We start from the raw sequence: 25,800 nt of genomic DNA on the forward strand, positions 1-25,800 counted from the left end.
CTGCCACCCGCCGAAATGGGCCTATTGCTTTTTTGATGCGGTTTCATAAATACTCTAGCAGTTAGCTGCGCGAGCCTATGAACCCTCCAACTGCCATTCGAACCGTCGGCATCGTCGTCAAGCCCAATCATGACGAGGCTTGGCAGACTGCCTGCGAGCTCGCCGAATGGCTCGCGGCTAGGGACATCGCCATTGCGGGCGAGCCCTTCTGCCCTGCCGAAGCTCTCGGCGCTTCCTCGCCCGAACCGCCCGCGTCGCTGGAAACAGCCGACCTGATGGTCGTGCTCGGCGGTGATGGAACGATGATCTCGACCGCGCGTTTGGTCGGCGATGCGGAGCCGCTGGTGCTCGGCATCAATTACGGAAGCCTTGGTTATTTGACGGATTTTCGCATCGAAGAGATGCACATCGCGCTCGAGGCGATCTTTGAGGGCAATTATGAGATCGACCGCCGCGTCATGCTCCGGGCTGAGCACTGCCGCGGCGATGAGAAGCTTGCCGAAGGCCGCGTGCTCAATGATGTTGTTATCAACAAGGCTGCTCTCGCTCGAATTATCGAGATCGAGGTCCGGCTCAATGGGCTTTACGTCAACTCTTTCCGCGCTGACGGCCTGATCGTCTCGACCCCGACCGGCTCGACCGCCTATAACCTTTCCGCCGGCGGGCCGATCGTTTTCCCCTCAATGAATGCCGTCGTCCTGACGCCGATCTGCCCGTTCACGCTCACCAACCGGCCGATCGTTATGCCGGACGACGCCGAGATCGAACTCATCCTCCAGAATGAAAACGAAGGCGTTGTGCTGACCCTCGACGGCCAGATCGGCTACGCGATGCACTCGCACGACCGTGTGATGATCCGCAAAAGCCGAACGACCTTCAACCTCGTCCAGCCGCCGAACCGTAACTATTTCGATGTTCTCCGAAACAAACTGAAATGGGGCCGATGATCACATGATCTGGTCCACTCTCAAACGCCTATAGATCAATGTCGGTTTCGGATCAAAAGCCGGGAACGCGACATCCATGAACCAATCTGCAAAATCGCGGCAGTTCGGCAAATACTCCGGCAATGCATCAACAAGCGGCTTCCAACCGTCCATCTCTTCATTTATCTCAACCTCAAGGTCACCGTCGATCTTGATGATGGTCGCAATTCGGTCCACGATCTCGAGGTCCTGTTTGTAAACATAGACCGACTCGATACTTTCCCACAGTATCTCCGCAAGGCGTCCATCCGCCGTTAGTAAAAGGTGCGAATCGTTGAAATCGATGGTCATTTGGCCTTTTTGCTCAACAAGGTGGTCTTCTCTTTCCGGGCGTTGATTTCGTGTAGGTACAATTTAAGGTCGCACCGGCCTTTGGCGTTAAACTCTACGCCTTCTTGCTCCAGCATCTGTTGTTGCAAGTTCAAAGGGATCGTCAGCCTTCCGGTCGAGCACTTTCCCTGCGAATTTATCACCCTCTGCCAAGGAACATTTTCCGCATCCGCCGAGTGCATCGCATAACCGACCGTCCGCGGTGTATAACCCTCGCCAAGCACCGACGCGATCTGCCCATACGTCATCACCCGCCCCCGCGGTATCCGCCGGACAATTTCGTAAACCCGCTCGCGATATTTTTTGTCGTTTCCGCTACCCACAGTTCAGGAAAGCAAAGAAAGCGTTAGCTCCGCATCAAAACTGTTCTCGCTGGGGCTCCATCGCCGGTTCCGCCGATGTATTTTAGCGGCAGGCAGGCGATGTCGTAATCGCCCGGTTCAATGCCGCGAAGGTCGAGCCCCTCGAGGATCACTATTTCTTTCTCGAGTAGCGTGATGTGCACCGGATGCCCATCTGTGCCGAATGCCTCGATCGAAAGGTAATCGATGCCGACCAACTTCACGCCCGCATCAGCAAGTTTGCGCGCGGTCGCGGCTGAGATCGCGGTGAAGTCCGTCCGAAACCCTGCCTCCGGGTTATTCCAGAAAGCCGAGTTTCGAGTCCGAAACACGACCCGCTCAACGCCGTCAAGAGGCCCGAGATGCTCAGGCTCTATTAGCATTACGTCATCCGGCACCCCGACCACACGGCACGGACCGATCATCTTCTCAAGTTCGAGATCATCAACCCTTCGTGTGCCTTCGATAAAGTGGTTCGGCGCGTCAACGTGCGTCGCCGTATGGGCGCCGAAGCAAAGATGCGAGACATTCGCCGCACCGCCATCGGCGAGCTTGAGCACCGCCTCGATCTGCACTCGCGGGTCGCCCTCGTAGATCGGGACATCCTCGCTGATCGGGACCGTTACGTCGAAGATCTTCATTCGTTCATTTTAACCCAAGTTCCGCCGCGGCACGCTTTGCGCAAATACGAGTTTGCGGGAAACTATCGTTATGGATATCAAGCGGATCGAAAAGGGCGGTCGCGGCGCATTTATCATTAAGGGCGAAGACGGCAAGCGGGTCGCCGAAATGACATACGTTACCGCCGGCGAAACGGGCTTCATCATCGACCACACCGAGGTCGATGAAAGCCTTCGCGGCCAAAAGGTCGGCGACAAGCTGCTGGCCGAAGCCGTGAATTATGCTCGCGAAAAAGGGCTCAAGATCTACGCCACCTGCCCGTTCGCTCTGCGTAAGCTTAACGGCAACGCCGAATATGCGGACGTTTTCGGCGGATAGGGCACTTCGCTCCGCGTTTGCCATGAACACGCCTCGCATCTCAGCCTCAAGCTATTCGAACACCGCACCGCTCGTGTGGTCGTTTCTCTATGGCCGCGGCCGCGGCAGTGTCGAGCTGATACTTGATAATGCGCCGGCACGTTCCGCCGAGCTGCTCTCGCAGGGACGGGTTCATGCGGCGCTCGTTCCGGTCATCGCATCGCAGTTCATCGAGGGCGTTCGTCTTGTTCCGGGCGTTTGTGTCGGGGCAAAAGAGAGCGTCCGGAGCGTTTGCATTGTGACCCGCGGCGGCGAACTCGAGGACGTCCGTAGCATCTCGCTCGATGTCTCATCGCGAACGAGCGTCGCCCTGACCAAGATCATCTTCCGTGAATTCCTTGGCCGCGAACCCGAATGGCGCGACGCGCCGCCCGATATCGACGCAATGCTCTCTGTTTCAGACGCAGCCCTGCTCATCGGCGATCCTGCATTGGCAATTTCGTCCGGCGTTGAAGGCAGTGGGCAGAGCTTTCGCGTCTTCGACCTCGTCGAGCTGTGGAGAAAGTACACCGGACTCGGTTTTGTTTTTGCAATGTGGATGACACGGCACGAAGAGCTTTCTGTTGACCTCGCCGCCGCCCGCGACGAGGGACTTGAGCATCTCGACGAGATCGCCGCAAACTACGCGGGCGAGATCGGGCTCACGGCTGAAGCGATGAAAGCCTATTTAAGCAAAAATATTTCTTATTCGGTTAGCGAGGAGATGGAGGAAGGCCTGACGCTTTATCTGGACCTGGCAAAAAAACACGGCCTGACGACGGATCGCAGGCCGCTCAAGTTTACTTGAAACCGCTTAAAAAATGCCCGAGTAAAATATCAAAACCCACGCCGAGACCGCCACAAAGACCAAAAGGCCAAGGTCTGTCGTCCCGATCTGTTGTTCCCGATTTTCCATTGCTTTGTTGCGTCCTTTATAAAAACTCTATCCAATATCTATCGCGTATTATTCCGGAAATTCGTATCACCGCTTTTTCTATTGCAGATTTCGTTTTCGCCGCCTCTCTAGATTTAAAGACGCAAAATAGACGAAAAATTGCAGAAACGAGTCTAAACGATCGGGCGTTTGAGGTCCTTGGAGAGTTCAAGCCGGTTGAGCTTTCCTTCGTTCTTCTTGAGGTGCTCCATAAATATGAGAGCGGTGTGGATTCGGCGGTCGACGTCCTTTATCTTGCCGATGAAATAGAGCATCGAGCGTTTGCCGCCGGCGGTCAGTGCGTCAAACATGCGTCGGCCTTCGGGGTCCTGGTTCATCACTTCTTCAAGCTCTTCCGGCATCGGCGCGCCAAATTCGCTCGTGTCCTGCCGGAGCTCGACCGCTATCGTATCGCCGGCCGCGATGTCGAAGCGGGCACGCTTTTCCTTGCTGACCATTATGTAGAACGCTCCACCCGAGGGCATAAGCGCGCATTGAAAGCCCTCGTGGCCGTTGATCGAGCAAATTACCCGCCGCGAGCCGCCATCCTTCGGGAACCGCTCGCCCATTTTGCTCTCGACCACTATGAAATGCCAGCCGGAACCCGGCGGATCGGACGTCAGCTCTGCTTTGAATTTCGCTTTTGCGGGGGCTTTCGGCATCGGAGTTGAAGTTCGCAGTTTGCTACAATATGGTTTCGGGTCTGGCTTTGCTTTCCGCGATTGCGACATTCTCGCCGAAACCGGCGGCAACTGCAAAGCGAATTCGAAATTGGGAACTGAAATGAGCATCCAGCCAATTCTTGACAAGGCACTTGCGGGCGAGCGGCTTACGGCCGATGACTGCACCGCACTTCTTGAGTCGTACGACATTGCCCGCATCGGTGCAGCCGCGGACGAGATCCGCACGCGGAAGAACCCGGACGATGTGGTCACCTACATCATCGACCGCAACATCAATTACACAAACGTCTGCAACGTCGTCTGCACCTTTTGCGCGTTCTATCGGCGGCCCGGAAAGCCGGAGACTTATGTTCATTCGATCGAGGAGATCTGCAGCCGGATCGACGAGACCATCGCGCTCGGCGGAACCGGCGTGCTCATGCAGGGCGGGCTGCACCCGGACTTTAACATCGAGTGGTACGAGGACCTGCTCTCGACGCTGCACGCGAAATACCCGAACTTTCAGCTCCACTGCTTCTCACCGCCGGAGATTCATAACATCTCGCTCATTTCAAAGCTCGATTACGAAACTATACTTCGGCGGATGAAGTCAGCGGGCCTGAATTCAATGCCCGGTGGCGGCGGCGAGATACTCGACGACGAGGTCCGCAAACGCGTCTCGACCAAGTGCACGACCCAGGAATGGCTAGACGTCATGCGTGCCGTCCACAAGGTCGGAATGATCTCGACCGCAACGATGATGTTCGGCATCGGCGACCGCGTCGAACACCGCGTCCGCCACCTCGAACGCATTCGCCAGGTTCAGGACGAGGCACTTGCGAATAAAGCGATCGACCCGAACTACGGCGAATTTACGGCCTTTATCCCGTGGACATTCCAACGCGAAAACACCGCTCTTGGCCGCAAGATCACCGAGGAACCGACCGGCATCGATTACCTGAAAATGCTATCGGTCTCTCGGCTTTTCCTCGATAACGTTCAGCACATCCAGTCCTCGTGGCTAACGCAGGGAATACGCCTCGGCCAGGTCGCACTCCGCTTTGGTGCCGACGATATGGGCTCGATCATGATCGAAGAAAACGTCGTCTCCGCCGCCGGTGCCCATAACGAAGCCAACGAACGCGACCTCCGCTACCAGATACGCGAAGCCGGCTTCATTCCGCAGCAACGCGACATTCTCTACAACTACATCAACCGCCCGGACGTCGACAGCCTCGACCAAAGCGACTCACTAAAACTCAAACAACTAACCGTCGCATTCGCCGATTAAACTTAACTAGTTAGAGCAAGTGGCAAATGAACTGCAAATCATCCGTCACGTTTTTGTGTTAACGTAACGGCTACCTAAGTAGCAACGTTACCAACGTCAATTGGTAAATTATCGGAGGATACTCGTATGCTATGTCGTCTCTTGTTGATGTCGGTCCTGTTGTTCTTTGTTTCGACATCCTTCGCCCTCGGTGCTGATCGCGTGTCGGGTACTCTCACAATAAAGGGCAGAGCAATACCTGTAAGACACGTGTATGCATTGTTGCATGACAATGCTGAGGGCCTCCTTCACTATCCGACCGAACTCCGAATTCTGATAACCGACCGTAAGGTTCCGCTTGATTCGCTATATGGCATTAATTTCCTTCCTGTTGGCGATCTTGCAAAGTGGGGCGAAGTGGAAGGAATTTTGCTTCGATTCGACCCCAAAAATCTCAGCGAGGTGGACCTGACTGTGCTGATGCCCAGTTCGTTGCAGAAAGTTACGGACCGGGTAACGATCAAAAACTTTGAGTTCGCTGCGGATAGGGTAAAGGGTTCCTTCGAATTCAACGATGATTCTTTTCAGAATTTCCCGGAATATCCGAATGCGAATTTCATATTTGAAATAGATGCATTCGTTAATCCTATCCCCGCTGTCACAGCAGACATGAAAGGGAACGACGTCCTTAATAGTCCGCAGATCAAAGCGTTGAGCACGATAGCAGGCGCACTGGTTAAGGCGGATATTGCGGAGTTCGAAAAACATAGTTCTGAAAGAGCAATTCGAAACCTCAGGAAGCATGTCGCGGCATTGGGGGCAAACGCGTCGAAGTCTATAAAGAGTACCGGCACCGAGTTGAAGAAAGTGATCCCGGGCGTCAAACGCGTGGTAGTTCGCGGAAACCTAGCCGTTGTCATTCTTCCTGAGAACAGTCATTTCGAATTGATCTTCGTGGATGGCAGTTGGAAAACCCTTTTTTAGCAGACATCGCGAACCGTCATAACTCCGACCGCCTCCGCTAGGCGAAACCGCAGCGGCCCGAACGATGGAGCGATGCGATTGCTGATTGACTCGCCCAATTATGTGGTTATTTACTAAATACGGATTTTTCAGCGTCGTTTGTGCCCGGCAGGGCGATGGCTCGCATCGGATGCCGGTTGACCCGGACCGGATGATGGTGCGAGCCCGCCTCGCCGAGCACCTCGAAGCACTGAAATCCCGTTTTCCCGATGAACTTGGCGACGCCGAGATCATAGTAACGAAAGATACCGATTACGCCTGCCGATTGTTTGTCGATAAACCAAAATGGGTCCGTGTTGCCGCCGCCCTTGCTGGAGAAACCGACTACGATAATTTCAAAGGCTCTGTCGGTTCATCGCTCGGAACCGCAGGAAACGATTACCTTCATTCGCTCCATGGGGTTTGGGAAGTTATGTACCGCTTCCAGAAACACTCGACCGATCGATGAATCCACTATCCCTCACCTTCCGAAAACTCTCTTGAAACTTATTTTTATTCGATCAAGGTAGGATCATAATGAAAAATATTCTTGGGACTCTTGTCCTTACTCTTTTTGTAGCTCTTAGTGTTTCCGCTCAGAAGTCCGAGAAGGGCTTTGCTCCGCCGCCGGACCTCGGCAATCTCGTAGAGGTTGCGATCGCCGTTAATACAGAAGGCCCATTTGCCGGTCAGTTCGATACGCTGATCGCGGCGGTGCTCGCGGCCGACCCGCAGATCGTTGAGGCCCTGACAAAGAACGGCAAGCGTACCGTTTTCGCCCCGACCGACGATGCGTTTTTCGCTCTAGGCCTCACGCCGGAGAACATCGGTTCGATCGATCAAGGCTTCTTGACGCAGGTTCTTGCCTACCACGTTGTTCCAGGCAACCGGCTTGCCGCTGATGTCCTTGTGACGCCGCGCTTCCGCAGTCTTCAGGGCAATTTCTTTTTCCAAAGCAATGGCGTTTTGACCGATGCGGTCGGCCGCACGTCGAACATCATCGTCACCGATGTGCTCGCGGACAACGGCGTTATCCACGCGATCGATGCAGTTATCCTGCCGTTCGCTCCGGCGGCGATCAGGTAGAACATCGCTCTTTAATAACCGGTTAATAGCCGGTTGAGATGCCTTCAAGGTCTCAGCCGGCCTTTTCCATTCTCGGGCGGTGATTTCCGGCTTCGGTTTGGATTAAGATTTCCGAATGCCCGAGCTTCGACTTGAGCTTCTGATCCACGCGAAGCCTGAAACGTGCTTTGCACTGCTCCGCGACCCGCGTTTGCACACGGAAACGAAAGCGTTCGTGGAGGGCGAACTTGGACTCGGCCAGCGTGTGCGGTTTGAGAGTGAAATGCTTGGTATCAAGCAGGTGCTTTTGGTTGAGGTGACGGAGTTTGAGCCGGGCCGGCTTGTTACTGACACGATGGTCACTGGCACATTTCGCGAGTTTCGCCATGTTCATGAATTCATCCCGCGTCGCGGCGGTACGCTCTTGCGCGACATCGTCATCTGGCGTTCGCCGCTCGGCCCGCTCGGTGCGGCGGCGGACGCTCTTTTTATCAAAGCAAGGTTAACAAAGCTTGTTAGTGGCCGAAATGACCGATTGAAAGAGCTTGCCGAAGCTGCCGCTTGAGCATGAGTCTAGCCCAACTCTTACCCAACTATTACAATTCGTGGTCGTATAACCTGTTAGTCTAAAGTTGAGCTCCTCGAACAAGGGAATTTAATGCAAGATAAACTCACTTTTCGCTACATCATCCAAAACCTCAACTGGCGAAACGTTTTGATGGTCACATTCTTCCATCTGGCGGCGATCCCAATAATTTACACATTCTCGTGGCAAAATCTTGCGGCGTTGCTCATCGGCAATTGGGTCGTAGGCAGTCTCGGCGTCGGGCTCGGCTGGCATCGGTTACTGACCCACCGCGGTTTTGAGGCGCCGAAGTGGCTCGAATACACGCTCTCGATCTTCGCCACGATGTCGATGCAGGATTCGCCAAACAAGTGGATCGCGACCCACCGGATGCATCACAAATACGTCGATACCGATCTTGATCCGCACTCGGCCCGTTCCGGTTTTTGGTGGCCGCAGCTCGGCTGGGTAGTTTGGGGCAAGGCTCAGGATCACGATCAGGCTACGCTGCAAAAGTACATTCCCGATCTTTTGAAAGATCCGATCCACCGGATGATCTCGCGATACTATCTCGTGCCGATCGCCGTCTCGGCAGTTATCCTTTTTGCCATTGGCGGATGGTCGATGGTCGTCTGGGGCGTCGCGGCCCGCGTCGTTCTCGGCTGGCACACGACCTGGTTCGTCAATTCGCTTTCGCACATCTATGGCAAACGCCCGCACGAGACCGGCGACCTTTCGACCAACAATTGGTTCGTTGCTATACTCACCTTCGGCGAGGGCTGGCACAACAATCACCACGCGTTCCCGACCTCGGCCCGCCACGGGTTAGAATGGTATCAGTTCGATATGAACTGGATCGCGATCCGCATTTTCGAAAAGCTCGGCTGGGCCAAGAAGATAAAATTGCCTGAGATAAGGACCGTTTCGGATGAGCTAAAGCAGGCAGCCTAAAGTCTACCGCCCTCGAGCCGTAGCCGACCACTGATAATGGCCGTCAACGTAATTTCCTTTATAATTACACTTCTGGCAGAGGCGATCTTTGCCTTTGCTGCCGTCTTCTTCATGATCATCGCGCTGAACGGATACAGCGAATCCGATGCGGCTTACGGCATCGTAGCTTTCGTCGCTCTCGCACTTGCGATCATTCTTATCACCTCCGCACTCGCGTCCTTCTCTACCGGCGGCCTCATCCGCCGCGGCTACAAAGCCTGGCTCGCCGTTCCGATCGCGGTCGTAGGGTTTTCATTTCTCGGCTTCATATTCATCGGCATCGCCGGCGTCCTCGGAGCCGCCGTCGCTGAAATAGTCCGCATCAACTTCTAAGAAAAAAGGCCTGGCCTTCGGGGGAGATCCCCGCGGCCAAGCCAGATCGGCTTTCGCCCAAGTTCTCTATGGTATCCAAGCTGTCGGCACCGGTTTGTCCCCGGCCTGACCGAAGGTTACGAAATCGAGAGTGCCGCCCGAACGATTCAAGTACCAAACGTTGTTTCCCGGACGCCAAACCGCAAGGTCGTGCTTCCCATCGCCATCGTAATCGCCGGGAACCGGTATGTCACCGTTCTGTCCCCACGGTGCACCGTAGAACGAAAGATCCTCGCTCCGCAGCACATACCAGGTCGAATTAGAAGGCCGGAAATACGCGATGTCCGCCTTTCCGTCGCCGGTGTAGTTGCCAACCACGGGCTTATCGGTCGATTCGCCAAAGACAGTAGCGAACACCGACGAGTTTGATGACCTTATCATCCACCAAGTCCCGTTCGAGGGCCGCCAAACTGCGATGTCGTCCTTACCGTCGCCGTCGTAATCGGCGATCGCAGGCACATCGCCGGCAACCCCAAACGGCACAGTTGCGACATCGTTGTCCGAGCTTCGAAGGATATACCAAACGCCATTCGATGGCCTGAAAACGGCCGTATCGGCCTTTCCGTCGCCGTCGAAATCACCCGGTGCGGGAACATCTCCTGGCAAACCGAACTGGTAGCCGTAGAACGTATTGTCCTCGGACCGCAGGATGAACCAGTTGCTCGTCGAGGGCACGTAATATGCGATGTCGGTCTTGCCGTCGCCCGTGTAGTCTGCGGGAACGATGCGGTCCGTTGAGCTGCCAAACTGGAATGCCCTGCTTGTTCCATCCGAACTTCGCAGGTACCACCATTGACCAACGCTCGGCCGATAGATCGACGCATCCGTCCGGCCATCACCATCAAAGTCGAACTGTGGCTTAGTTGCTGCGGCTTGATTGACTTTGAACGTTGCAGACATGACGGTTATTGTTCCGGTGCGAGGATTCCCCGCTGTGTTTGCAGAAACCGTGTAACTTATGACTCCGCTTCCGGATCCGCTACTGCCTCCCGTTATTACGATCCAGGGAACGTTGCTTGCTGCAGACCGAGTGCATCCACTATTCGAAGATGTCACATTAAACGTTCCTGTGCCTCCCGCGCTCGATAAGCTCCGATTCAGGGGATTTATGAAGAACAGACAGCCCGATGCCTGATTGATCGTGAACGTCTGTCCGCCTGCAGTTATGGTCGCACTTCTCGCAGGCCCGGAATTCGCCTGGACCGAATAGCTTATGGTCCCGCTTCCGGAACCGCTGGAGCCGCCGGTGATGGTCAACCACGGAGCACTGCTTACGGCCGTCCAGTTACAGCCGGCGGTCGTCGTCAAACTGATCGAGCCGTTTCCTCCCGATGAGCCCGCATTTGCACTCGTCGGACTAAGGCTATAAGAACAGCCGGGTGCTAGTTGTGTTATGTTGAAATTAACGAACGTAAAGAATTGACCGTTGCTAAAGTTTACCGAGATGGCTCCGGCTCGCTGTGCACCGGAATTCGACGCAACGGAGAAATTGACCGTTCCGGCGGAGGAACCCGTAACACTGATCCACGCCTGATTCGCCACGGGCGTGAAACCTCCGCATCCAACGGACTGAATGACGGTAAAACTGCTTGTGCCGCCGCTTGCCGAAGCCAATAGGCCGACCGGACTAAGGCGAATAAGCGAGCAGATGCCTCGGCCTTGTGAGAACTCGGAAGTATTGTTGTTCGAATCGGTAGCCGTAGCCGTGACCCATGTCCCGGTGTCGGCGATCGGGGCCGCAAATTCGACGCTGAAGTTCGCGTTTCCGCTGCCGTCGGTAACGACCACGGTTTGTCCAAGAAAGTTTCTGCCCTCGCCAAAGCCCGAAGCGTCGAGTGCCGTATTCCCAAAGAATTCGAGTGTATAGCTTTGATTTGGCGCGCTGTTGTAGGTTCCTTCAAAGTAAACAACGCTGTTCTGTGCATTGACGAATGTGATGACCGGATAGTTAAGCAACCCATTCGGCCCCGAATCGCCATCGCCGGTGTCATTCGGGGTCACGCCGACCGGAGCGAGGTCGATCCCGAGTTCGTCGTTTGAAAATATACGATTGCGCCGGAAAGAGTTTCTGATGCCGCCGTCGGCAAAGATGCCGCGTCGGTTAAATGCGATCAGATTGCCTTCGTTCGCTCCGGTGCCGCCGATGCGGTTGTCGGAGGTTCCGCCACCGACCAACACACCGTCCAGCGAGTTGCCGAGATCGGCATTTCCGCCATTGTTCGTTCCGATCCTGTTGCTTTGGATCCAATTTTTTGAGGTATTGTTATCGGCAATGAAAACGCCGAAATTGTTCGCGCTGATCACATTTCCGAAACCCGGTTTGCCTATCAAGTTCGGGGTTTTGGAGACAAGGTCAACAGCAGACCCCGCAGCCGAAAGCAATGCGACCCCGCTCGCCGAGTTTCCCAGGGCCGCTCCGCCTGAAGCGTCCGTTCCGATAAAGTTGCCGAAAACCTCGTTCGCGAACGACTGGGAACCAACGATCTTGACCCCATCGCCATTGTTACCGCTGATCACGTTTCGGGTCGCGCCCGTGGCGTCGCCGATGATCACGCCGAAGGTGTGCTCTAGGTAAATGCCATTGCCGTTATTGCCGTTTTCGGTGGTTCCGTTGCTCGTGCCGATGTAGTTATTGAGAATCTCGATGTTCTGAAGCCCGGATCGGTCGTTGACCGGATCCCCAATTATCGAGATGCCATCGAGATTGTTTGAATAGATAAAGTTCCGCTGGGCGATCAGAGTCCCGCCGATACGGACGGTTCGAGCATTTCCCTCTGCCGAGCCGAGCAGTGCGATCCCGTGCCGTCCATTGCCATAGATCTCTAATCCTTCAAAAACCGATCCTCGAACATATCCTGCCGAGATCCCGCTTCTCTGAAAATTTCTGATCACAAGATTGCTGACCTGTGAGTTTGTGGTGCTCCTGAGTCCATCATCGAATGAAAAGAATGTGATGCCGTCGTTTCCATTCCCGGTACCGTCAAGGATCACCTTTGAGCCATTCGGTTTAAGGCCATAGATCCGATCATCGCGTCCGAGGAATACATGGTCGTTTATCTGAGTTACGGCATTAGAGAAGAAGATAGAGTCGGTCACGAACTTGCCTACTCCGCCGTTCACCGCGGCCCGCCAGATGGCACCGGCGCAGTTCGGCTCAGGCGGAAATGCAAGCCATATAACGCCGGAGATTTGCGCCTTTTCCCCGTCGGTCAGGTTCCGCAATGACGTTCCGTCTCGCGCAAACTCGGCCGCCTCAGCGAGGCTCAATGTCTGATTGCAGGTAACGCCAGCCGAATTCTCGTTGACCGTCAGCGTCGCTGCCGAGGCAGTCCCGACCTGCAGAACCGCGAAAGTAAATAGCGCAGATACGATTGCCAGTACACCCTTTGTCATTTGATCTCTCCTGTCTTTCATCTGAAGCGGCCGAACCTAAGTTATTAGCTGCATCACCACGGCCGCTTTTGATAGAACGTGACAAATGCATCGCCATCGACCATCAGCATCGGGTCGCCGGTTCGCGGGTGGTTTCGACGTTCGAGTGTGTAGGTTTTGGTCTCTCCGCTGTTGGAACGAGCTGTGAGGGTCGTCGCGGTCGCGCTCCAGCGGCCGGCATCGCGGCTTTGCGAGTTGGACCCGCCGTAGATATTTGAGTTGCTGGTTTCGCCGGAGTATTCATAGGTTCCGTCCGGATGGAGCGTGAAGCAAATATCGGATTGGCGGCCGCCGCCTTGTGCCTGAACATTCGCCGAATAGCACCATTTCCCGACAAGGTCCTGCGGATTTCCGCCGCCACCACCGCTATTGCCGCCACCGCCATCGCCGCGATTCCCGCCGCCGCCGCGTCGTGCCAGAAGTGTCAACGCCTCTTCCGCTCCTTCTTTATCCGTCCGCGAGTATATGACCTTTCTGCCTTCGACCCAGACGGTCAGCGTGTCGCCCTTGAGCTCAAACGGAAAATCGGCGGCTTCCTCGCCTTGCGAGATGATCAGCACTTTGCCAAGCAAAGCCCATTCGTAACTGTCTCCATTGAGGATCAGCACGCCCTTTGGCCTAAATTCCACGACCGCCTCGCTACTGACCCAATAGCCAAGTAGTTGCGAACGTGTGTCGGTCTTAGTTTGTGCACTGCCGGCTGCGGCCATTGCCATCAACATAAGAATGGCGAATAGAGATTTTCTGGTTAGCATCTGTTTCATTTTTTCCTTTAAGTTATTTGAGATCGGACGGCTCGGGCTCCTAGAAGCATCATTTGATCTCGGTACGCTGAAGGACGGCATTGGGCACGTGTTCACTTCCGCCCGAAATATCCGTCATGTCTATTGAGTTGCAAGCGGTGTCATTCTCTCCGGAGCGTGTCTGCGGCGTGAACTCCCGCTCGTGAGGCTCTCCCGGACGCACCTCGCTGATAATGGTCTCGCGGCGATGTTCGATCTTTATGGTTGTTCGTATGATCCTCATGTTCTTTGCCGAGCGAAAACTGTTGAAACTGATATCGTTTGTATCGTATGCTCTTGCTGGAATACCTTTAACCCGTCTAAATTTCGGCTAAAATTTCAGTGAATGCAGAGTCAGAGCCCGGTAAGCTACAAATTCGGCGACTATTCTCTTAGGACGGAGGATGGAAGTTTGTGGTGTGGGCATGAGCGAATCGCCGTTACCCAAAAGGCGGTTGAAATGCTTACCTTGCTTTTGGAACATCGCGGCCGCGTGGTCACGAGGGAAAAGATCATCGAAGCGCTCTGGCCGGATACGTTCGTTGACGAAAACAACCTTTCAGTCACTGTCTCGATGCTCCGAAAGGCTTTTGGCGAGAGCGCGAGCTCGCCAAAGTTTATTGAGACGATCCCGCGCAAGGGCTACAGATTCAATGCCGATGTAACTGAATCAGCAACCTCGCTTGTGATTACCGAAAGCGAGACTATGAGCACCGTGATCGAGCATACAGAGATCGATGACGGGAACACGGTGGCGCTCGCTGAGCTCAGGAGCGGATTGCGGCGTCAGCAGTATATTCTTGTTCCTGTCGCCGCTGCTCTGATCGCGCTCTTCGCTTTCGTCGGCTGGACATATTTTCGCGGCGGGAATGAGAACTCCGGATCCGGTGCAGGAACCTCGCGTCCGATCGCCGTCTTGCCGTTTCGGGACCTTTCAGGCGACGAACGAAGCAAGCAGATCTCGATCGGGTTGGCCGATTCGCTGGTCACGAAACTGGCAAGCATCCCCGAACTTACCGTTCGTCCGACGAGTTCGGTCATCGCACTTGCCGACGGGCCATACGACGTAAAGGCTGCAGTTGAGCGGCTTAAGGTTGAAAACTACCTTGAAGGGACGATCCAGAATAATGCCGGTCAAATGAAAGTCTCCGTTCAGCTTGTCAGGGCTGCCGATGGTTTTGTTATTTGGGCCGAGAGTTTCGAGGACTCGGCGGCGAACATCCTAAAGCTGCAAGACGCCATTGCGATGAGGGTCTTTTCAGCAATGCGAATCAAGGTATCGCCCGGCAAGCGGGAGACTATGGCTCGAAAAGAGTCATCGAACGCGGAGGCGAATTCGCTTTATCTGCGTGCCCGCTACTTCTGGAACAAACGTGGAACGGACAATATAAAGAGGTCGATCGAGCTTTTTGAGGAAGCGGTCGAGAAAGACCCGGCGTTCGCCCTCGGTTTCGTGGGAATTTCAGATGCGTATCAGATGCTCAGCGAATATGGCGGCATCGAGCGTAAGCTGGCAATGGATCGGGCTCGGGCCGCGGTAACGCGGGCGATAGAGCTAGATGACCAGATGGGCGAGGCCTACTGTTCGCTCGGATATCTACAGGCATTTTACGACTGGGATTTTGAGGCGGCGGAGGTCAGTTTCAAGAGGGCGATCGAACTCTCGCCAAACCATGCCACCGCCCACCAGTGGTTCGGCGAATTGCGGGCGGCCCAGGGGCGTTGGGAAGAAGGTATCGTTCAGATGCGGCGAGCTGCTGAGATCGACCCCGTTTCACCGATCATTCTTACGGACGTCGCCTCGCTCTATTATATCGGCCGGCGTTACAACGATGCGATCGAGACAGCACTTAAGGTCGAAGAATTGGTTCCAAACTTTGCGATGGCTCATTACTTTCTTGCCTTTAGCTACGCGCAGAAAGGAATGGAGGAGGAAACCAAGAAGTATTATCACTCCGCCGATGCGACTTGGATACCGGGATTGAAGAATTCGGGCGATGACTCCTATTCAACTCTTTCGTTAAAGGAGCTTTATAAACGGCGGTATCGTAATGCAACGAACCCGCCGCTCAGCGATTATCTTAACGGTTATCAGAAGGCAATGGCTGCTGTTCTGGCCGGCGACCATGATGGCACATTCATGTGGCTTGAGGTGGCATTGGCCGGCCGTGACCGGTGGTTCGTGAACCTGCCGATGGATCCGATCTGGGATCCGATCCGTTCGGACCCGCGATATGCAGAATTACTTCGTCGAGGTGGACTCCGAGGTTGAAATGCCAGAAAGGATAAGGACCTACAGAGACTTCTGGGACTTTTACGTCAGCGAGCATTCAAAGCCGATGACCCGCAACCTGCATTTCGTCGGGACAACGCTCGGGCTGCTGCTTCTTGCGTGGTTCATTTGGCGCGGTACGTGGTACTACTTTCCGCTCTCGCTGGTCGTAGGCTACGCCTTCGCCTGGTTCGCTCATTTTGTCGTCGAAAAGAACCGGCCCGCCACGTTCAAGTACCCGCTCTGGTCTTTCATCTCTGATTACAAGATGATCTGGTATATGCTTACCGGCCGGATGGGCCGAGAGGTCGAGCGCGTGCAGAACGGCCGTTAGTTCAACTTCCTGTAAATAAATCCCTCGGCAATCTATCTTTAATCTCGTCGGTTAGGCTAGAATCTCGAATTATGTTTGCTGCCGGTGAAATCGTCGATGTTGACCCAAAGGCGCTGAGCTCGACCATCGAGTTCCTGACGGCGATGATCACGCCCGCGCTTCTTATCTCCGCAACCGGTTCGCTCGTGCTTTCGACCTCGACCCGGCTCGGACGCGTTGTTGACCGCGTCCGCGATCTCGAAAAGCGGCTGAGCGAGCTGATACTCGTCGAAGATAAGACGTCCGTTCCGCTTTATGAAAAGCGCGTTGATACGGTCGTTAGCCTGCTCGATAAAGTAACGAGCCGTGCCCGCATACTCCAAAAGGCAATGGGCACGTTTTACTACGGGCTTGGCTTTTTTGTCCTGACGAGTGTGACCATCGCTTTCGTCGGCGTCTTTCCGGCAGTGGCCGTTTACCGGTGGCTGCCGATCCCGATCGGAATAGTCGGTATAATGTATCTGGCCATTGGGAGCGTTCTCATGATCCGCGAAACATGGATGGCAACGGCGACCGTAAATGCCGAAATGGATTTTACATGGGCACTCGCGCAGGAAGTGGCGCCGAAAGAGATCATCGAGAAATATACATACAATGTTCATGGACGCAGAAGATTTCGTTCCAAAGCATCAGGTGCTCCTGCGGGAGAAGACGCTCCGCCCGAGAGTTGAAGCTTTAGAAGAACTTCTACGCTCGTGCACCGTCTGCCCAAAGGATTGCGGCAACGACCGCCTCAATGATGAGATCGCGGCCTGCTATTCCGGGCGGCTGCCGATCGTCTCAAGCTACACCGCTCACTTCGGCGAAGAGCCGTGCCTCTCCGGCTCCCGCGGTGCGGGGAATATCTTTTTCGGCAACTGCAATCTCCGCTGCGTTTACTGCCAAAACTATCAGATCTCGCAAACCTGGAAGGAACAGAAAAAGAACGAGGTTACTCACGAACGGCTCGCCGAAATGATGCTTGAGCTCGAGGCCCGCGGCTGCCACAACATCGGCTTCGTTTCGCCAACACACTTCGCGCCGCAGATGGCCCGGGCGATCCTCATCGCCGCCGAGCGCGGGTTCAGCCTGCCGATCGTTTACAACACCAACGCCTATGACTCGGTCGAGGTGCTTCGCCTGCTCGATGGCATCGTCGACGTCTATCTGCCGGACCTGAAATACGCCGATGCCGACGCCGGCTTTCAATATTCCAAGGTACGCGATTACCCCAAATACGCCCGTGCCGCCATCAAGGAAATGCACCGGCAAATGGGCAGCGAACTGGTGTTCGATAGTAATGGCCTGCTAAAACGCGGCCTGCTGATTCGCTTGCTCGTGTTGCCCAACGACATCGCGGGTCTTGAAGAAAATCTCCGCTGGATCCGCGACGAACTCGGCCCCCAAACCGCCATCTCGCTAATGGCCCAATACTACGCCACCAACAAGGCCGCGACCGACCCTCGCTACATCCTGCTCTCTCGCCGCATCTCCGAAGGCGAGTGGTTCGAGGCCCTCTCGCTCCTCGAAACCCTCGGCATCGAAGAAGGCTTTATGCAAGAATACGAAGCCGCGTCGTTTTACTACCGCCCGAATTTTGAAGATAAAGACGAACCGTTTAAGGATATAAGAGATTTTCAGTAAGCTGGACCGCAGGTTAACTGGCACGTATTAAAGCACGGCCAAGGCCGAGGGAAATGAAACCGTTGCAAATTGTAACGCTTTGAAAAAGCTCTATCCTGATGGTAACTTTTCGATCGGAAGCTATATTGTTTTTTTCAGAGCTTGGGCCGGAATGATCGCGATCACTCGCGTTCTCAACGCCGCCCGAGACATTGATGAGATCTTCAGCTGATCCCGGGGATTGAAAAAATGAAAATTGGCGAAGCAGCACCGGATTTTACCGATGCGAAGAAGCCTTATAAGGATATTAGGGATTTTCAGAACTGATTGGAGAGGCACGAATGAGAAAATACTATTTTTCGATTGTAAGTATCTTGATATTGCTTCTTTCGCTCCTAGCTTTTTCAGACAATTTGATCACCGACATAGGCCAGGAAAGCAATCGTGACCCTAAGTTTGTCATCCACGGGATTTTCATGTTTTTGTGGTTTTCCATATTTGCCATTCAGGCAAATTTGATCAAGAAAGATAACCTTGAGACTCATAAAAAGCTGGGTATCGCAGGAATGATCGTCGCGATCGGCGTGGTTTTGAGTACCTTTTATCTTTTCTATGCCACGTATAACGGTTGGAACAATCTCGTATTCTACGCCAAACCGAACCGCTTTTTCGTGCCGACCTTTGCTATCTTGATATTCCTGGCTTTTAGATATCGAAGACTTCCTGAGACACATAAGAGACTGATCCTCGTCGCCAACTTGCTTGTATTGGAGCCGATATTGAGCCGATCGATGAGCTTTACAAACGTAAGCCCATTTATCATTATCCCTTTGGTATGGAATGCATTTTTTATCTCTCTTTTTATCTATGATTGGACGACTAACAGAAAGATACATTTCATATCGTATATGGGTTTTATCTGGTTGTATGCTGTTTGGGCGATCTGTTTCTTTCTGTAGATTCTTGCGATTAGGTTGACTTAAGCAAATGAGGATAGGAAAAATTGCACATGATTTCACGCTGGCGGACGATGACGGAAACGACTGGACGCTCTGCGATCATCGCGGGCGGGTTGTTGTGCTGATATTTTATCCGGCGGATAATTCGCCGGTCTGCACGGCGCAGCTTTGCTCGGTACGCGATCATTGGTCGGAGTATCAGGCGACGGGTGCTGAGGTTGTCGGCATCTCGACCGATTCGGTCGCCTCGCACAAGGGCTTTGCTGAAAAGAACGAGCTGCCGCTCCGGCTGCTCTCCGACACTGACCGGAAGGTCTCGGCGCTTTACGGGATGAAAAGTTGGCTGCCCGGCCGCTCCGCCCGCGGCGTCGTCGTCATCGACCGCGAAGGCCGCATCGCCCACCACAAGGTCGAGACCCTCAGCCTCTTCCGCCCCGCCGACGAAGACGTCCTCACCGCCATCCGCAACGCCTAGTGCCAGCGCTAGGTGAGGTTTCCGCGGCTCTGCCGCCCGATGAGCGGAAAGGCTCTGCCTTTCCGTTGATTGCACCTCCATGATCGCGGCTACGCCGCCGTTGTCCGTCGGCGCTGACCAACTCGACTCATTAAAGGGTCGATCATTCCAATTTGGAAACTGGCGATTTCGAACGATCTCGATAAATGAGGAATGAAAGAGCTACGAGCGTTTGTATCAAGAGAAATATCACAAGCAGTGTCAGCCTCGTCGCATCGTTAGCAGAAGTCTGCGGAAGGATCTCTGTGCAGTATGCCTTGCTTACAAAATTGGACATATCGAAGTTTGCTGACCGAACAAAAAGGTCCAATAACCAGACGATAATTCCAACTGACAAGAATTCGATCCATTTGGAACGCGAAATGATCCGAACTGACAAAAGGATGAGAATCACCCATATCTGAAGTAGATACTCGTCAGGTATAGAGAAGCACTCGTAGTCACCGGCTGCATTACCCGACTTAAGACCAAGGCTGAACCGATCGGATAGGGTCCCTACTCCGTATGTGTAGCCGATGAAGACCCCTTGGTAATAGGCTCTGTCGAGAAGAAGGTAACCAAGCCCAAGAGTTACAAGATAATTGGCTAATGTTCGCAGCTTTGTAATTTGCTTCATTTGGATTCACCAAGCCTCTTCCACCCCCGCCGATGCCGACATCCTCACCGCCATCCGCAACGCATCATTGCTGTCGACAGTTTCGAACTGTTAGCCGCCTTTACACGACTGATTCTCTGTCACCATTGGCTTAGATCGATATTGGATAACGTTCACAAACGCATCATCTGAAGTAGGTATGACTATCCCCAAATCCGGATAAATGTAGTAGATGCTACTGTACCTATCGTCGCTTTCGACAAGCACCTCAGAATTAGGGTCTTCGGGATCACAGAAAATCGTAGAGTATGTCTTTCTTTGATAGCTTGAACCAAGCTTCTTGAGCACCGTCTCTATCGGAATTCTCGCGAGCGAGCCTTCGATAAAAATAACGAGACCGTCTCGTCGATTCGAAATAACCGCGATTCTCGAATGAAAACCATCTTTGATGTCAAAGACATCGCGAACGAGTTCCTCAACATTAGCATTGCCCGATTCATCAAACGGTGTTCCTGTCCAAATCGGTTCACCCAGCACGGTCAACGCCTTTGCCCTCGAATCCGAACCTACCTTAATGGTCTTAAAGATTGCCGCTCGCCACTCAACTTGATCTGACAAAATTCGAGACGGTTCGAACTGGTGATTAATATTCCCAATTAGTTGTGCTTGAGACTCGACAGGTGCCGAGTTCACCGAGCAAAACATCGCCGGGAATGACAACAATGCGACTAAGCCGATGAATGAAATCTTGAACACCCTTCTACTCCCTTTATCGATCGCAGCGTCTAATCGGAACCAAGCCCCAAATCTGCAGTTCGGAGGTGCGTGCTGTTAACAACCAAAGATGCTCCGGGCCCGGCGGCGGTTGTTTTGCCTGGAGCAATTTTAGCAGGAGTGTCAAGAGGGAGGGGAAATGGATAGCGGACAGTGTCCGTCGAGTGCCACACTATCGACCTTCCAGAACTATCAGCCCAGCTCGATCAAAAATCAGGAGGTGGAAGAGTTTTCAGAACGGGTTGAAGTACAAACTTGGTTTCAGCTCTTTTTCCGGCATTAACAATAACGATCCGCTCTTTGTCTATCTTTAGCCGGCCACAGACGATGTGATCTTTTGCCTGAATTACATGTTGCTTTATCTCAGATTCGGAGTCGCTTTCGCCGACATAGAATGCCATATAACCGATCATGTCTGGGTTTCGCTTCAAGAACATTGCGAAACCGTCTAAACGAAGCCTCTCTTCTTCCCAAGGAATCTTACCGTAATAGTCAAACCACTGATCTGCGCGGGTGAATGCCGACGGCCAAAGGAGAGATCCGCACAAACCGATCATTACGAAAGATAATCGAAGATGTCTCATAGCTATCTCGCTCCACAAAATTTCCTGAGAGTGTCCCCAAACGTACCCGAATTTCTAAAGATCTCGGTCTTATTATTAGAACCCGGGTTCGTTACTGCGGTCTTAATCAATCCACGAAGGAAGACCGCACGGGCCAAACGGCCATCGGAGAAAGGCCCACGGCCGGGCCGCAAAGTCGCCCCAGATAAACGCAGCATTCGCCTCCTCGGGTCCGAACTGGGTCAGGCGTGCGATATCGAAATTCGCCAGTTTTGTGGCAAGGCGTGGGTTTCTGCGTGGGCGTCGGGCTTGCATTTCCATTTTCAACAAAGATGCCGCGGTCTCGGCGGCGGTTGGCTTGTTGGGAAGATTATATCAGCGGCGTCAATAGCTGATTGTGAATGGTGAATTCGAGATTCGCTTATCGTCACTCGTCACTTTTCACTCGCCACTTAGACAAGCCCTTGCTAACGCGCGGACCTCCGACACCCTGCCGGCTAAAGCCGGAACTCAAAACTCTGCAACTCCGCAACTCTGCAACTCACAACTATCCAGATCATCCATATCTTCCATATCTCACGGATCGCCGTTCCATTCAGAGCGACGACCAAAGAAAATGGTTAGCAGCTATGGCGGGCTTTCATCAACGCAGAGATCGCAGAGACCGCAGAGGCGGGTGAGCAGTGAGCAGCGAGCAGTAACCAGCAATTAGTCAACCGTCAGATCGGCCAGAAAGAATCCAATGCTCCTTACTAACTAATTTACGATGATGCAATTAACAATTGACAATGCGGATAATTGCCAAAGATCGGGGAGCAAATTCCGAGCGGTCAATACCCAAAGACCAAAGGCCCAAGACCAAAATCCGGAGCCCGGCCGGCGTGTTCCACGCGTTCCAGATGTCCCATTTGTCCCACGCGTTCCAGATGTTCGAGATGTTTTCGCGAACGCGCGATGCTCGAAAAAAAACAGAACGCGCCCAATTGCAGAAGCCCGCGCGTCACCAAGGGCGTATCATCAAATGCGATATTTGGAATTTGGAATCTGGAATTTGGAATTTGGAATTTTCAAATGCCGGACAAGGCCGCCACTCAAAACCCCGAGGCGTTTCAAGTGTTTCAGCTGTCTTGTCCTGAAATAGGTTTACAGGTAAAAGGGAACAGATGAAACAAGAAGGAGAGATGATAAGAGAGGCAGTTGAGAGGTACGGGAGAGGGGGTGTGTCGATGCGGGAACTGGCGAGGATATACCGGGTTTCGGTGTCGACTGTACATAGGTGGATAAGGGGTCGTGAGGCCGGGAGCGGGCCGATTCGGGGCCGGGGTCGTCTGCCGGGTCGTCTGGGTCGGCTGAGGTGAGGCGGTTGCGGAAGGAGCTGGAGGAGGCCCGGCTCTACAACGAGTTGTTGAATGCGATGATCGACATCGCGGAAGATCCATTTGAGGTACCGATCAGAAAACAACCCGGGGCCAAGCGGTGAGGAAAGTGGTAGAGAGCGGCAGGGGGAGAAGCCTGGACGAGGCCTGCCGGCTGCTTGGCTATACGAGACAGGCATATTACAAGGGGAAACGGCGAGTGGAGAAGAGGGCGTTCGAAGCCGAGATCGTGCTGCAGGAGGTAGGAAGGCTGAGAAAGGAGCAAAAGCGGATCGGGGTAAGAAAGCTGCATCACATGATGAGCGGGTTTGCCCGCGAGCACTCGGTAGAGATCGGCCGCGACGCTTTGTACGATCTCTTGCGGGAGCATTCGATGCTGGTCCGCAAGAGACGGAGGCGAAGTCCGAGAACAACGTTTTCGGGCCTCTGGATGAAGAGCTTCCCGAATCTTGCAAAGGGCTTCGAGCCGACCCGCTGCAATCAATTGTGGGTCAGCGATATCACTTATATCAGGGTCCGGGAAGGGTTTGCTTATCTGAGCCTGATCACGGACGCGTATTCGCGAAAGATAGTCGGCTACTGCCTCAGCGAGGACCTGACGGCCAGAGGGCCGGCGGCGGCACTGCGGATGGCACTCAGGGACAACCCGGAACGCGAAGGCTTGATACACCACTCGGACCGTGGGCTGCAATACTACAGCTCGCGGGACATGAAGCTGATCGGGAAACAAGATCCGGGTCTCGATGAGCGAAAAGAGCGACCCGCTGGAGAACGCCATTGCCGAACGCGTCAACGGCATTCTCAAACAGGAACTGCTCCGGACAAGCTTCAAGAGCTTCTCCGAGGCGGCCCGGCAGGTCGGCCAGGCGGTCAATACCTACAACCACCTGAGGCCGCATCTGTCGATCGATATGCTCACCCCGGCCGAGGCCCATGCCAGGACCGGCGAGCTCAGGAAACGCTGGAAGAAATACTATCCGGCCAAAACTTTTCACTCTCAGGCCGCGGCCTGAGAGTGAAACTCAAAACCAATATAAGGAGATGACCGTAAACCTTCTTCAGGACCAACACAAAACAGGAAACCTATACCAGGTTTACCACCAAAATGTGTCAACTTTTTTCAGGACGACACAAGCCGTTTCAGGCGATTCATCTGTTTCATCCGTTTCAAGCGTTTCAGAAACATATGGCCTCTGCAAAAAATGAAACACCGACGGGAGTTAGCCATCACGTGTTTGTGCTAAGATTTTTTTATGGCTTTATTTGGTGACAAGTTCAAATGTGCCCGCTGCGGGCAGAAGGGCGAACCGCTCGGCTATGCGCCGATCCCGACCGAACTCGGGCAAAAGATCGGTGCCGAAACCTGCGGCGATTGTTGGAAAGAGTGGCTGCAAAAGCAGAACCAGCTTATCAACCACTTCGGCATCGACGTCTCAAACCCGGACTCGCACGAGTTTCTCTTCGACCAGATGAAGATCTTTTTCTTCAACGAGGGCGTCGAGCTGGCACAGATCGATACCTCGAAAGAGGGTAGCGTCAACTGGTAGCCCGGCGGCTCTCGCGGCGGCAGCGTTCGGAGCAATATTTGACCGCGTCCCAGTTGCGCCGCCAGCGGGCCCGCCAGGCCATCGGCCGGCCGCACTGAAGGCACGGCTTCTCGGGCAGGTTCGATTTGTTGTAACGCGCTTGTATTCCCATGGTGCTTGATGAGACCGGCCTGATCAATGAACGCTTCAATTGCGAATTCGCCCCGGCGGAGGCAATGGATGCCCTCTGGGCCGCCGGCTGGCGGCACTTCGGGCAACACTTCTTTCGGTACAACTACGGTATCCACGCCGGCCGCATCATGCGTGTGCTTCCGCTCCGCATCGACCTCAAACGCTTCTCTTTTTCAAAGAGCCAGCGTCGCAACCTTCGACGGAATTCCGGGCTCGAAGTCACGATCGGCCCGCTCGATGTGACGGCGGCGTCACGGAACCTGTTCGAACGCCACCGGCTTCGATTCACAGAAGGCAGGCCGGACAGGCTCGATGATTTCGTTCCGAACTCACTCGGAGATTCTCCTTGCATAGCTTTTCAGCTCAGCGTTCATGAGGGCGGCCGGCTCGTCGCCGAAAGCTACTTCGACCTTGGCGAGCGTGCCGCCTCAAGCGTATTCGCGATGTTCGATCCTGAGCTCACCGGTCCGGGCCTCGGCATCTTCACGCTTCTAAAAGAGATCGAACATTCGCTAGACCTCGGCCTCGAACATTTTTATCTCGGCTATGCCTACGACAAAGAGTCTTTCTACGACTACAAAAAGCGCTTTCGGGCGACCGAGTACTTTGACTGGAAAGGTGATTGGCGGGAGTTTCAAAATGAATGAACCGGAAGAGATCGACAAGTTGACCCGGGCGACCGGACGATCAGAACACGTGACAACTCGTCGACCTCGATCTGGTTCAAGCCGCTCAGCCGATGAGGCTCAGGTTGTTCGGCAACACGCGCTCGGTTGCCGGATGGTGCTGCTGAAGCGTATCAGCAAAGGCCGCGTCCATGAACCGCGGGTCGGTGATCTCGACGTATCGCTTGGTCTGCTCGGGCGTCATCACCTCAAGCATCAAGGTGTTCTCGACCCAAACCTCAACGAGCTGAAAAAGCCCGCCACCCCGATTGCAGACAAGCACACGCCAACCCTCGCGCTTGGTCATTTCGCGGATCTCATCGATGCTCTTCCGGGTATTGATATTGATATGCGTAGCGACATATCTCGGCACAAACTCGCTGCGAACGAACTGGGCTTCGTGCTCTTCGGTCACGGCGTCGAGATCGTTCTCATCCGGCAAGCCTTCGCCGGGAACAAGTACGGTTCCGGCCGGCGTGATCTCAAGGGCAGTGCCTCTGCCGTCATCGGCAAGCACGAAAAACGAATTCGGGGCCGGCGGGAATGGGTAAACGTAGCCGTCCCACAGCTCGGCGATGAAATTAGCGACCCGCTCGGGTTCATTAACTGCGATAGAAATATGATTGATCATTGCGATAAAC

At 54.1% G+C, this 25,800-nt stretch carries 32 protein-coding genes; 19 read left to right on the forward strand and 13 right to left on the reverse strand.

Annotation, left to right across the window (positions count from 1 at the left end; translation table 11 throughout):
* Positions 1 to 77: 77 nt before the first annotated feature.
* A complete protein-coding gene (locus IPM21_05765) occupies positions 78 to 947 on the forward strand; it encodes an NAD(+)/NADH kinase (GenBank protein MBK9163412.1) in 870 nt (289 codons plus the stop codon).
* Here the strand turns inward: IPM21_05765 and IPM21_05770 are convergent, their stop codons facing one another.
* From IPM21_05770 to IPM21_05780, 3 genes are read right to left on the reverse strand one after another with little or no spacing between them, the layout of a single operon-like run.
* Positions 948 to 1,277 (reverse strand): hypothetical protein, encoded by a 330-nt coding sequence (locus IPM21_05770; GenBank protein MBK9163413.1) that lies wholly within the window; start codon positions 1,275 to 1,277, stop codon positions 948 to 950.
* Positions 1,274 to 1,639 (reverse strand): MGMT family protein, encoded by a 366-nt coding sequence (locus tag IPM21_05775; GenBank protein ID MBK9163414.1) that lies wholly within the window; start codon positions 1,637 to 1,639, stop codon positions 1,274 to 1,276. Before IPM21_05775 ends, IPM21_05770 begins: the two co-directional genes overlap by 4 nt.
* Positions 1,640 to 1,662: 23 nt before the next feature.
* A complete protein-coding gene (locus tag IPM21_05780) occupies positions 1,663 to 2,298 on the reverse strand; it encodes a cyclase family protein (GenBank protein ID MBK9163415.1) in 636 nt (211 codons plus the stop codon).
* A 70-nt stretch (positions 2,299 to 2,368) separates the two neighbouring features.
* Here IPM21_05780 and IPM21_05785 point away from each other — a divergent pair, with 70 nt between their 5' ends.
* Together IPM21_05785 and IPM21_05790 are read left to right on the forward strand one after the other, a co-directional pair.
* A complete protein-coding gene (locus tag IPM21_05785; protein ID MBK9163416.1) occupies positions 2,369 to 2,656 on the forward strand; it encodes an N-acetyltransferase in 288 nt (95 codons plus the stop codon).
* Entirely contained in the window at positions 2,634 to 3,482 is an 849-nt protein-coding gene (locus IPM21_05790; GenBank protein ID MBK9163417.1) for a menaquinone biosynthesis protein, read from the forward strand. The genes IPM21_05785 and IPM21_05790 overlap by 23 nt, the downstream gene beginning before the upstream one ends.
* Before the next feature lie 260 nt (positions 3,483 to 3,742).
* Here the strand turns inward: IPM21_05790 and IPM21_05795 are convergent, their stop codons facing one another.
* Complete coding sequence (locus IPM21_05795) at positions 3,743 to 4,270, reverse strand: DUF1905 domain-containing protein (protein MBK9163418.1); 528 nt, start codon at positions 4,268 to 4,270, stop codon at positions 3,743 to 3,745.
* A gap of 121 nt (positions 4,271 to 4,391) precedes the next feature.
* Between IPM21_05795 and mqnC the strand changes: the two genes are divergently transcribed.
* The 7 genes from mqnC (at position 4,392) to IPM21_05830 (ending at position 9,495) form a co-directional block, all read left to right on the forward strand.
* A complete protein-coding gene (gene mqnC / locus IPM21_05800) occupies positions 4,392 to 5,561 on the forward strand; it encodes a dehypoxanthine futalosine cyclase (protein ID MBK9163419.1) in 1,170 nt (389 codons plus the stop codon).
* A 159-nt stretch (positions 5,562 to 5,720) separates the two neighbouring features.
* Complete coding sequence (locus tag IPM21_05805; protein ID MBK9163420.1) at positions 5,721 to 6,524, forward strand: hypothetical protein; 804 nt, start codon at positions 5,721 to 5,723, stop codon at positions 6,522 to 6,524.
* Positions 6,525 to 6,624: 100 nt separating this feature from the next.
* The gene (locus IPM21_05810) at positions 6,625 to 7,011 is read left to right on the forward strand and encodes a hypothetical protein (GenBank protein ID MBK9163421.1); all 387 of its coding nucleotides are present in this window, start codon (positions 6,625 to 6,627) and stop codon (positions 7,009 to 7,011) included.
* A 68-nt stretch (positions 7,012 to 7,079) separates the two neighbouring features.
* Positions 7,080 to 7,628 carry a fasciclin domain-containing protein gene (locus tag IPM21_05815; protein MBK9163422.1) on the forward strand — a complete coding sequence of 183 codons (549 nt, stop codon included), beginning with the start codon at positions 7,080 to 7,082 and terminating at the stop codon, positions 7,626 to 7,628.
* A gap of 115 nt (positions 7,629 to 7,743) precedes the next feature.
* Positions 7,744 to 8,172, forward strand: a complete 429-nt coding sequence (locus IPM21_05820; protein ID MBK9163423.1) for an SRPBCC family protein — start codon at positions 7,744 to 7,746, stop codon at positions 8,170 to 8,172.
* Positions 8,173 to 8,265: 93 nt separating this feature from the next.
* On the forward strand, positions 8,266 to 9,123 hold the full coding sequence (locus tag IPM21_05825; protein MBK9163424.1) for a fatty acid desaturase: 858 nt from the start codon (positions 8,266 to 8,268) through the stop codon (positions 9,121 to 9,123).
* Positions 9,124 to 9,159: 36 nt separating this feature from the next.
* Entirely contained in the window at positions 9,160 to 9,495 is a 336-nt protein-coding gene (locus tag IPM21_05830; GenBank protein MBK9163425.1) for a hypothetical protein, read from the forward strand.
* A gap of 66 nt (positions 9,496 to 9,561) precedes the next feature.
* Here IPM21_05830 and IPM21_05835 read toward each other — a convergent pair whose 3' ends face one another.
* Genes IPM21_05835 through IPM21_05845 form a run of 3 tightly spaced genes read right to left on the reverse strand, consistent with a single transcriptional unit; the run spans position 9,562 to position 13,992 of the window.
* Entirely contained in the window at positions 9,562 to 12,927 is a 3,366-nt protein-coding gene (locus IPM21_05835) for a hypothetical protein (protein MBK9163426.1), read from the reverse strand.
* Between the two features lie 53 nt (positions 12,928 to 12,980).
* Positions 12,981 to 13,730, reverse strand: a complete 750-nt coding sequence (locus IPM21_05840; GenBank protein MBK9163427.1) for a hypothetical protein — start codon at positions 13,728 to 13,730, stop codon at positions 12,981 to 12,983.
* 49 nt (positions 13,731 to 13,779) lie between these two features.
* Positions 13,780 to 13,992, reverse strand: a complete 213-nt coding sequence (locus IPM21_05845; GenBank protein ID MBK9163428.1) for a hypothetical protein — start codon at positions 13,990 to 13,992, stop codon at positions 13,780 to 13,782.
* Between the two features lie 216 nt (positions 13,993 to 14,208).
* Here IPM21_05845 and IPM21_05850 point away from each other — a divergent pair, with 216 nt between their 5' ends.
* From IPM21_05850 to IPM21_05865, 4 genes are all read left to right on the forward strand, one after another.
* Positions 14,209 to 16,020: a winged helix-turn-helix domain-containing protein gene (locus IPM21_05850; GenBank protein MBK9163429.1), complete on the forward strand. Its 1,812-nt coding sequence runs from the start codon at positions 14,209 to 14,211 to the stop codon at positions 16,018 to 16,020.
* A 1-nt stretch (position 16,021) separates the two neighbouring features.
* The gene (locus IPM21_05855; GenBank protein MBK9163430.1) at positions 16,022 to 16,354 is read left to right on the forward strand and encodes a DUF962 domain-containing protein; all 333 of its coding nucleotides are present in this window, start codon (positions 16,022 to 16,024) and stop codon (positions 16,352 to 16,354) included.
* A 71-nt stretch (positions 16,355 to 16,425) separates the two neighbouring features.
* Positions 16,426 to 17,064, forward strand: a complete 639-nt coding sequence (locus IPM21_05860; protein ID MBK9163431.1) for a DUF2721 domain-containing protein — start codon at positions 16,426 to 16,428, stop codon at positions 17,062 to 17,064.
* A complete protein-coding gene (locus IPM21_05865) occupies positions 16,994 to 18,016 on the forward strand; it encodes a radical SAM protein (protein ID MBK9163432.1) in 1,023 nt (340 codons plus the stop codon). Before IPM21_05860 ends, IPM21_05865 begins: the two co-directional genes overlap by 71 nt.
* A gap of 383 nt (positions 18,017 to 18,399) precedes the next feature.
* Here the strand turns inward: IPM21_05865 and IPM21_05870 are convergent, their stop codons facing one another.
* Complete coding sequence (locus IPM21_05870) at positions 18,400 to 18,891, reverse strand: hypothetical protein (protein MBK9163433.1); 492 nt, start codon at positions 18,889 to 18,891, stop codon at positions 18,400 to 18,402.
* 91 nt (positions 18,892 to 18,982) lie between these two features.
* Between IPM21_05870 and IPM21_05875 the strand changes: the two genes are divergently transcribed.
* The gene (locus IPM21_05875; GenBank protein ID MBK9163434.1) at positions 18,983 to 19,429 is read left to right on the forward strand and encodes a peroxiredoxin; all 447 of its coding nucleotides are present in this window, start codon (positions 18,983 to 18,985) and stop codon (positions 19,427 to 19,429) included.
* Positions 19,430 to 19,571: 142 nt separating this feature from the next.
* Here IPM21_05875 and IPM21_05880 read toward each other — a convergent pair whose 3' ends face one another.
* From IPM21_05880 to IPM21_05890, 3 genes are all read right to left on the reverse strand, one after another.
* Positions 19,572 to 20,084 (reverse strand): hypothetical protein, encoded by a 513-nt coding sequence (locus IPM21_05880; protein MBK9163435.1) that lies wholly within the window; start codon positions 20,082 to 20,084, stop codon positions 19,572 to 19,574.
* Between the two features lie 90 nt (positions 20,085 to 20,174).
* On the reverse strand, positions 20,175 to 20,819 hold the full coding sequence (locus IPM21_05885; GenBank protein MBK9163436.1) for a hypothetical protein: 645 nt from the start codon (positions 20,817 to 20,819) through the stop codon (positions 20,175 to 20,177).
* Between the two features lie 224 nt (positions 20,820 to 21,043).
* Positions 21,044 to 21,421 (reverse strand): hypothetical protein, encoded by a 378-nt coding sequence (locus tag IPM21_05890; protein ID MBK9163437.1) that lies wholly within the window; start codon positions 21,419 to 21,421, stop codon positions 21,044 to 21,046.
* Between the two features lie 1,142 nt (positions 21,422 to 22,563).
* Between IPM21_05890 and IPM21_05895 the strand changes: the two genes are divergently transcribed.
* The 3 genes from IPM21_05895 to IPM21_05905 all read left to right on the forward strand — a co-directional run bounded on the left by IPM21_05895 (position 22,564) and on the right by IPM21_05905 (position 24,323).
* Positions 22,564 to 22,758, forward strand: a complete 195-nt coding sequence (locus tag IPM21_05895) for a helix-turn-helix domain-containing protein (protein MBK9163438.1) — start codon at positions 22,564 to 22,566, stop codon at positions 22,756 to 22,758.
* Between the two features lie 118 nt (positions 22,759 to 22,876).
* Positions 22,877 to 23,821, forward strand: coding sequence for an IS3 family transposase (locus IPM21_05900; protein MBK9163439.1), 945 nt, complete (start codon positions 22,877 to 22,879; stop codon positions 23,819 to 23,821).
* A gap of 208 nt (positions 23,822 to 24,029) precedes the next feature.
* Complete coding sequence (locus IPM21_05905) at positions 24,030 to 24,323, forward strand: Fe(2+)-trafficking protein (protein ID MBK9163440.1); 294 nt, start codon at positions 24,030 to 24,032, stop codon at positions 24,321 to 24,323.
* Here the strand turns inward: IPM21_05905 and IPM21_05910 are convergent.
* A complete protein-coding gene (locus IPM21_05910; GenBank protein ID MBK9163441.1) occupies positions 24,313 to 24,474 on the reverse strand; it encodes a DUF2256 domain-containing protein in 162 nt (53 codons plus the stop codon). The genes IPM21_05905 and IPM21_05910 overlap by 11 nt on opposite strands.
* Position 24,475: 1 nt before the next feature.
* On the opposite strand from IPM21_05910, the gene IPM21_05915 reads away from it, so the two are divergent.
* Positions 24,476 to 25,141: a GNAT family N-acetyltransferase gene (locus IPM21_05915; protein MBK9163442.1), complete on the forward strand. Its 666-nt coding sequence runs from the start codon at positions 24,476 to 24,478 to the stop codon at positions 25,139 to 25,141.
* Positions 25,142 to 25,226: 85 nt separating this feature from the next.
* On the opposite strand, the gene IPM21_05920 is transcribed toward IPM21_05915, so the two are convergent.
* Complete coding sequence (locus IPM21_05920) at positions 25,227 to 25,790, reverse strand: hypothetical protein (protein ID MBK9163443.1); 564 nt, start codon at positions 25,788 to 25,790, stop codon at positions 25,227 to 25,229.
* Positions 25,791 to 25,800: the final 10 nt, after the last annotated feature.

Source organism: Acidobacteriota bacterium (genome assembly GCA_016716435.1).
Classification (GTDB): Bacteria; Acidobacteriota; Blastocatellia; order Pyrinomonadales; family Pyrinomonadaceae; genus OLB17.

Coding starts and splice junctions, on each gene's coding strand:
- IPM21_05765 (MBK9163412.1), top strand. CDS start 78: ATGAACCCTCCAACTGCCATTCGAACCGTCGGCATCGTCGTCAAGCCC.
- IPM21_05770 (MBK9163413.1), bottom strand. CDS start 1,277: ATGACCATCGATTTCAACGATTCGCACCTTTTACTAACGGCGGATGGA.
- IPM21_05780 (MBK9163415.1), bottom strand. CDS start 2,298: ATGAAGATCTTCGACGTAACGGTCCCGATCAGCGAGGATGTCCCGATC.
- IPM21_05785 (MBK9163416.1), top strand. CDS start 2,369: ATGGATATCAAGCGGATCGAAAAGGGCGGTCGCGGCGCATTTATCATT.
- IPM21_05790 (MBK9163417.1), top strand. CDS start 2,634: ATGCGGACGTTTTCGGCGGATAGGGCACTTCGCTCCGCGTTTGCCATG.
- IPM21_05795 (MBK9163418.1), bottom strand. CDS start 4,270: ATGCCGAAAGCCCCCGCAAAAGCGAAATTCAAAGCAGAGCTGACGTCC.
- mqnC (MBK9163419.1), top strand. CDS start 4,392: ATGAGCATCCAGCCAATTCTTGACAAGGCACTTGCGGGCGAGCGGCTT.
- IPM21_05810 (MBK9163421.1), top strand. CDS start 6,625: ATGTGGTTATTTACTAAATACGGATTTTTCAGCGTCGTTTGTGCCCGG.
- IPM21_05815 (MBK9163422.1), top strand. CDS start 7,080: ATGAAAAATATTCTTGGGACTCTTGTCCTTACTCTTTTTGTAGCTCTT.
- IPM21_05820 (MBK9163423.1), top strand. CDS start 7,744: ATGCCCGAGCTTCGACTTGAGCTTCTGATCCACGCGAAGCCTGAAACG.
- IPM21_05825 (MBK9163424.1), top strand. CDS start 8,266: ATGCAAGATAAACTCACTTTTCGCTACATCATCCAAAACCTCAACTGG.
- IPM21_05830 (MBK9163425.1), top strand. CDS start 9,160: ATGGCCGTCAACGTAATTTCCTTTATAATTACACTTCTGGCAGAGGCG.
- IPM21_05835 (MBK9163426.1), bottom strand. CDS start 12,927: ATGACAAAGGGTGTACTGGCAATCGTATCTGCGCTATTTACTTTCGCG.
- IPM21_05840 (MBK9163427.1), bottom strand. CDS start 13,730: ATGAAACAGATGCTAACCAGAAAATCTCTATTCGCCATTCTTATGTTG.
- IPM21_05845 (MBK9163428.1), bottom strand. CDS start 13,992: ATGAGGATCATACGAACAACCATAAAGATCGAACATCGCCGCGAGACC.
- IPM21_05850 (MBK9163429.1), top strand. CDS start 14,209: ATGCTTACCTTGCTTTTGGAACATCGCGGCCGCGTGGTCACGAGGGAA.
- IPM21_05855 (MBK9163430.1), top strand. CDS start 16,022: ATGCCAGAAAGGATAAGGACCTACAGAGACTTCTGGGACTTTTACGTC.
- IPM21_05860 (MBK9163431.1), top strand. CDS start 16,426: ATGTTTGCTGCCGGTGAAATCGTCGATGTTGACCCAAAGGCGCTGAGC.
- IPM21_05865 (MBK9163432.1), top strand. CDS start 16,994: ATGGACGCAGAAGATTTCGTTCCAAAGCATCAGGTGCTCCTGCGGGAG.
- IPM21_05870 (MBK9163433.1), bottom strand. CDS start 18,891: ATGTATCTTTCTGTTAGTCGTCCAATCATAGATAAAAAGAGAGATAAA.
- IPM21_05875 (MBK9163434.1), top strand. CDS start 18,983: ATGAGGATAGGAAAAATTGCACATGATTTCACGCTGGCGGACGATGAC.
- IPM21_05880 (MBK9163435.1), bottom strand. CDS start 20,084: ATGAAGCAAATTACAAAGCTGCGAACATTAGCCAATTATCTTGTAACT.
- IPM21_05890 (MBK9163437.1), bottom strand. CDS start 21,421: ATGAGACATCTTCGATTATCTTTCGTAATGATCGGTTTGTGCGGATCT.
- IPM21_05895 (MBK9163438.1), top strand. CDS start 22,564: ATGAAACAAGAAGGAGAGATGATAAGAGAGGCAGTTGAGAGGTACGGG.
- IPM21_05905 (MBK9163440.1), top strand. CDS start 24,030: ATGGCTTTATTTGGTGACAAGTTCAAATGTGCCCGCTGCGGGCAGAAG.
- IPM21_05910 (MBK9163441.1), bottom strand. CDS start 24,474: ATGGGAATACAAGCGCGTTACAACAAATCGAACCTGCCCGAGAAGCCG.
- IPM21_05920 (MBK9163443.1), bottom strand. CDS start 25,790: ATGATCAATCATATTTCTATCGCAGTTAATGAACCCGAGCGGGTCGCT.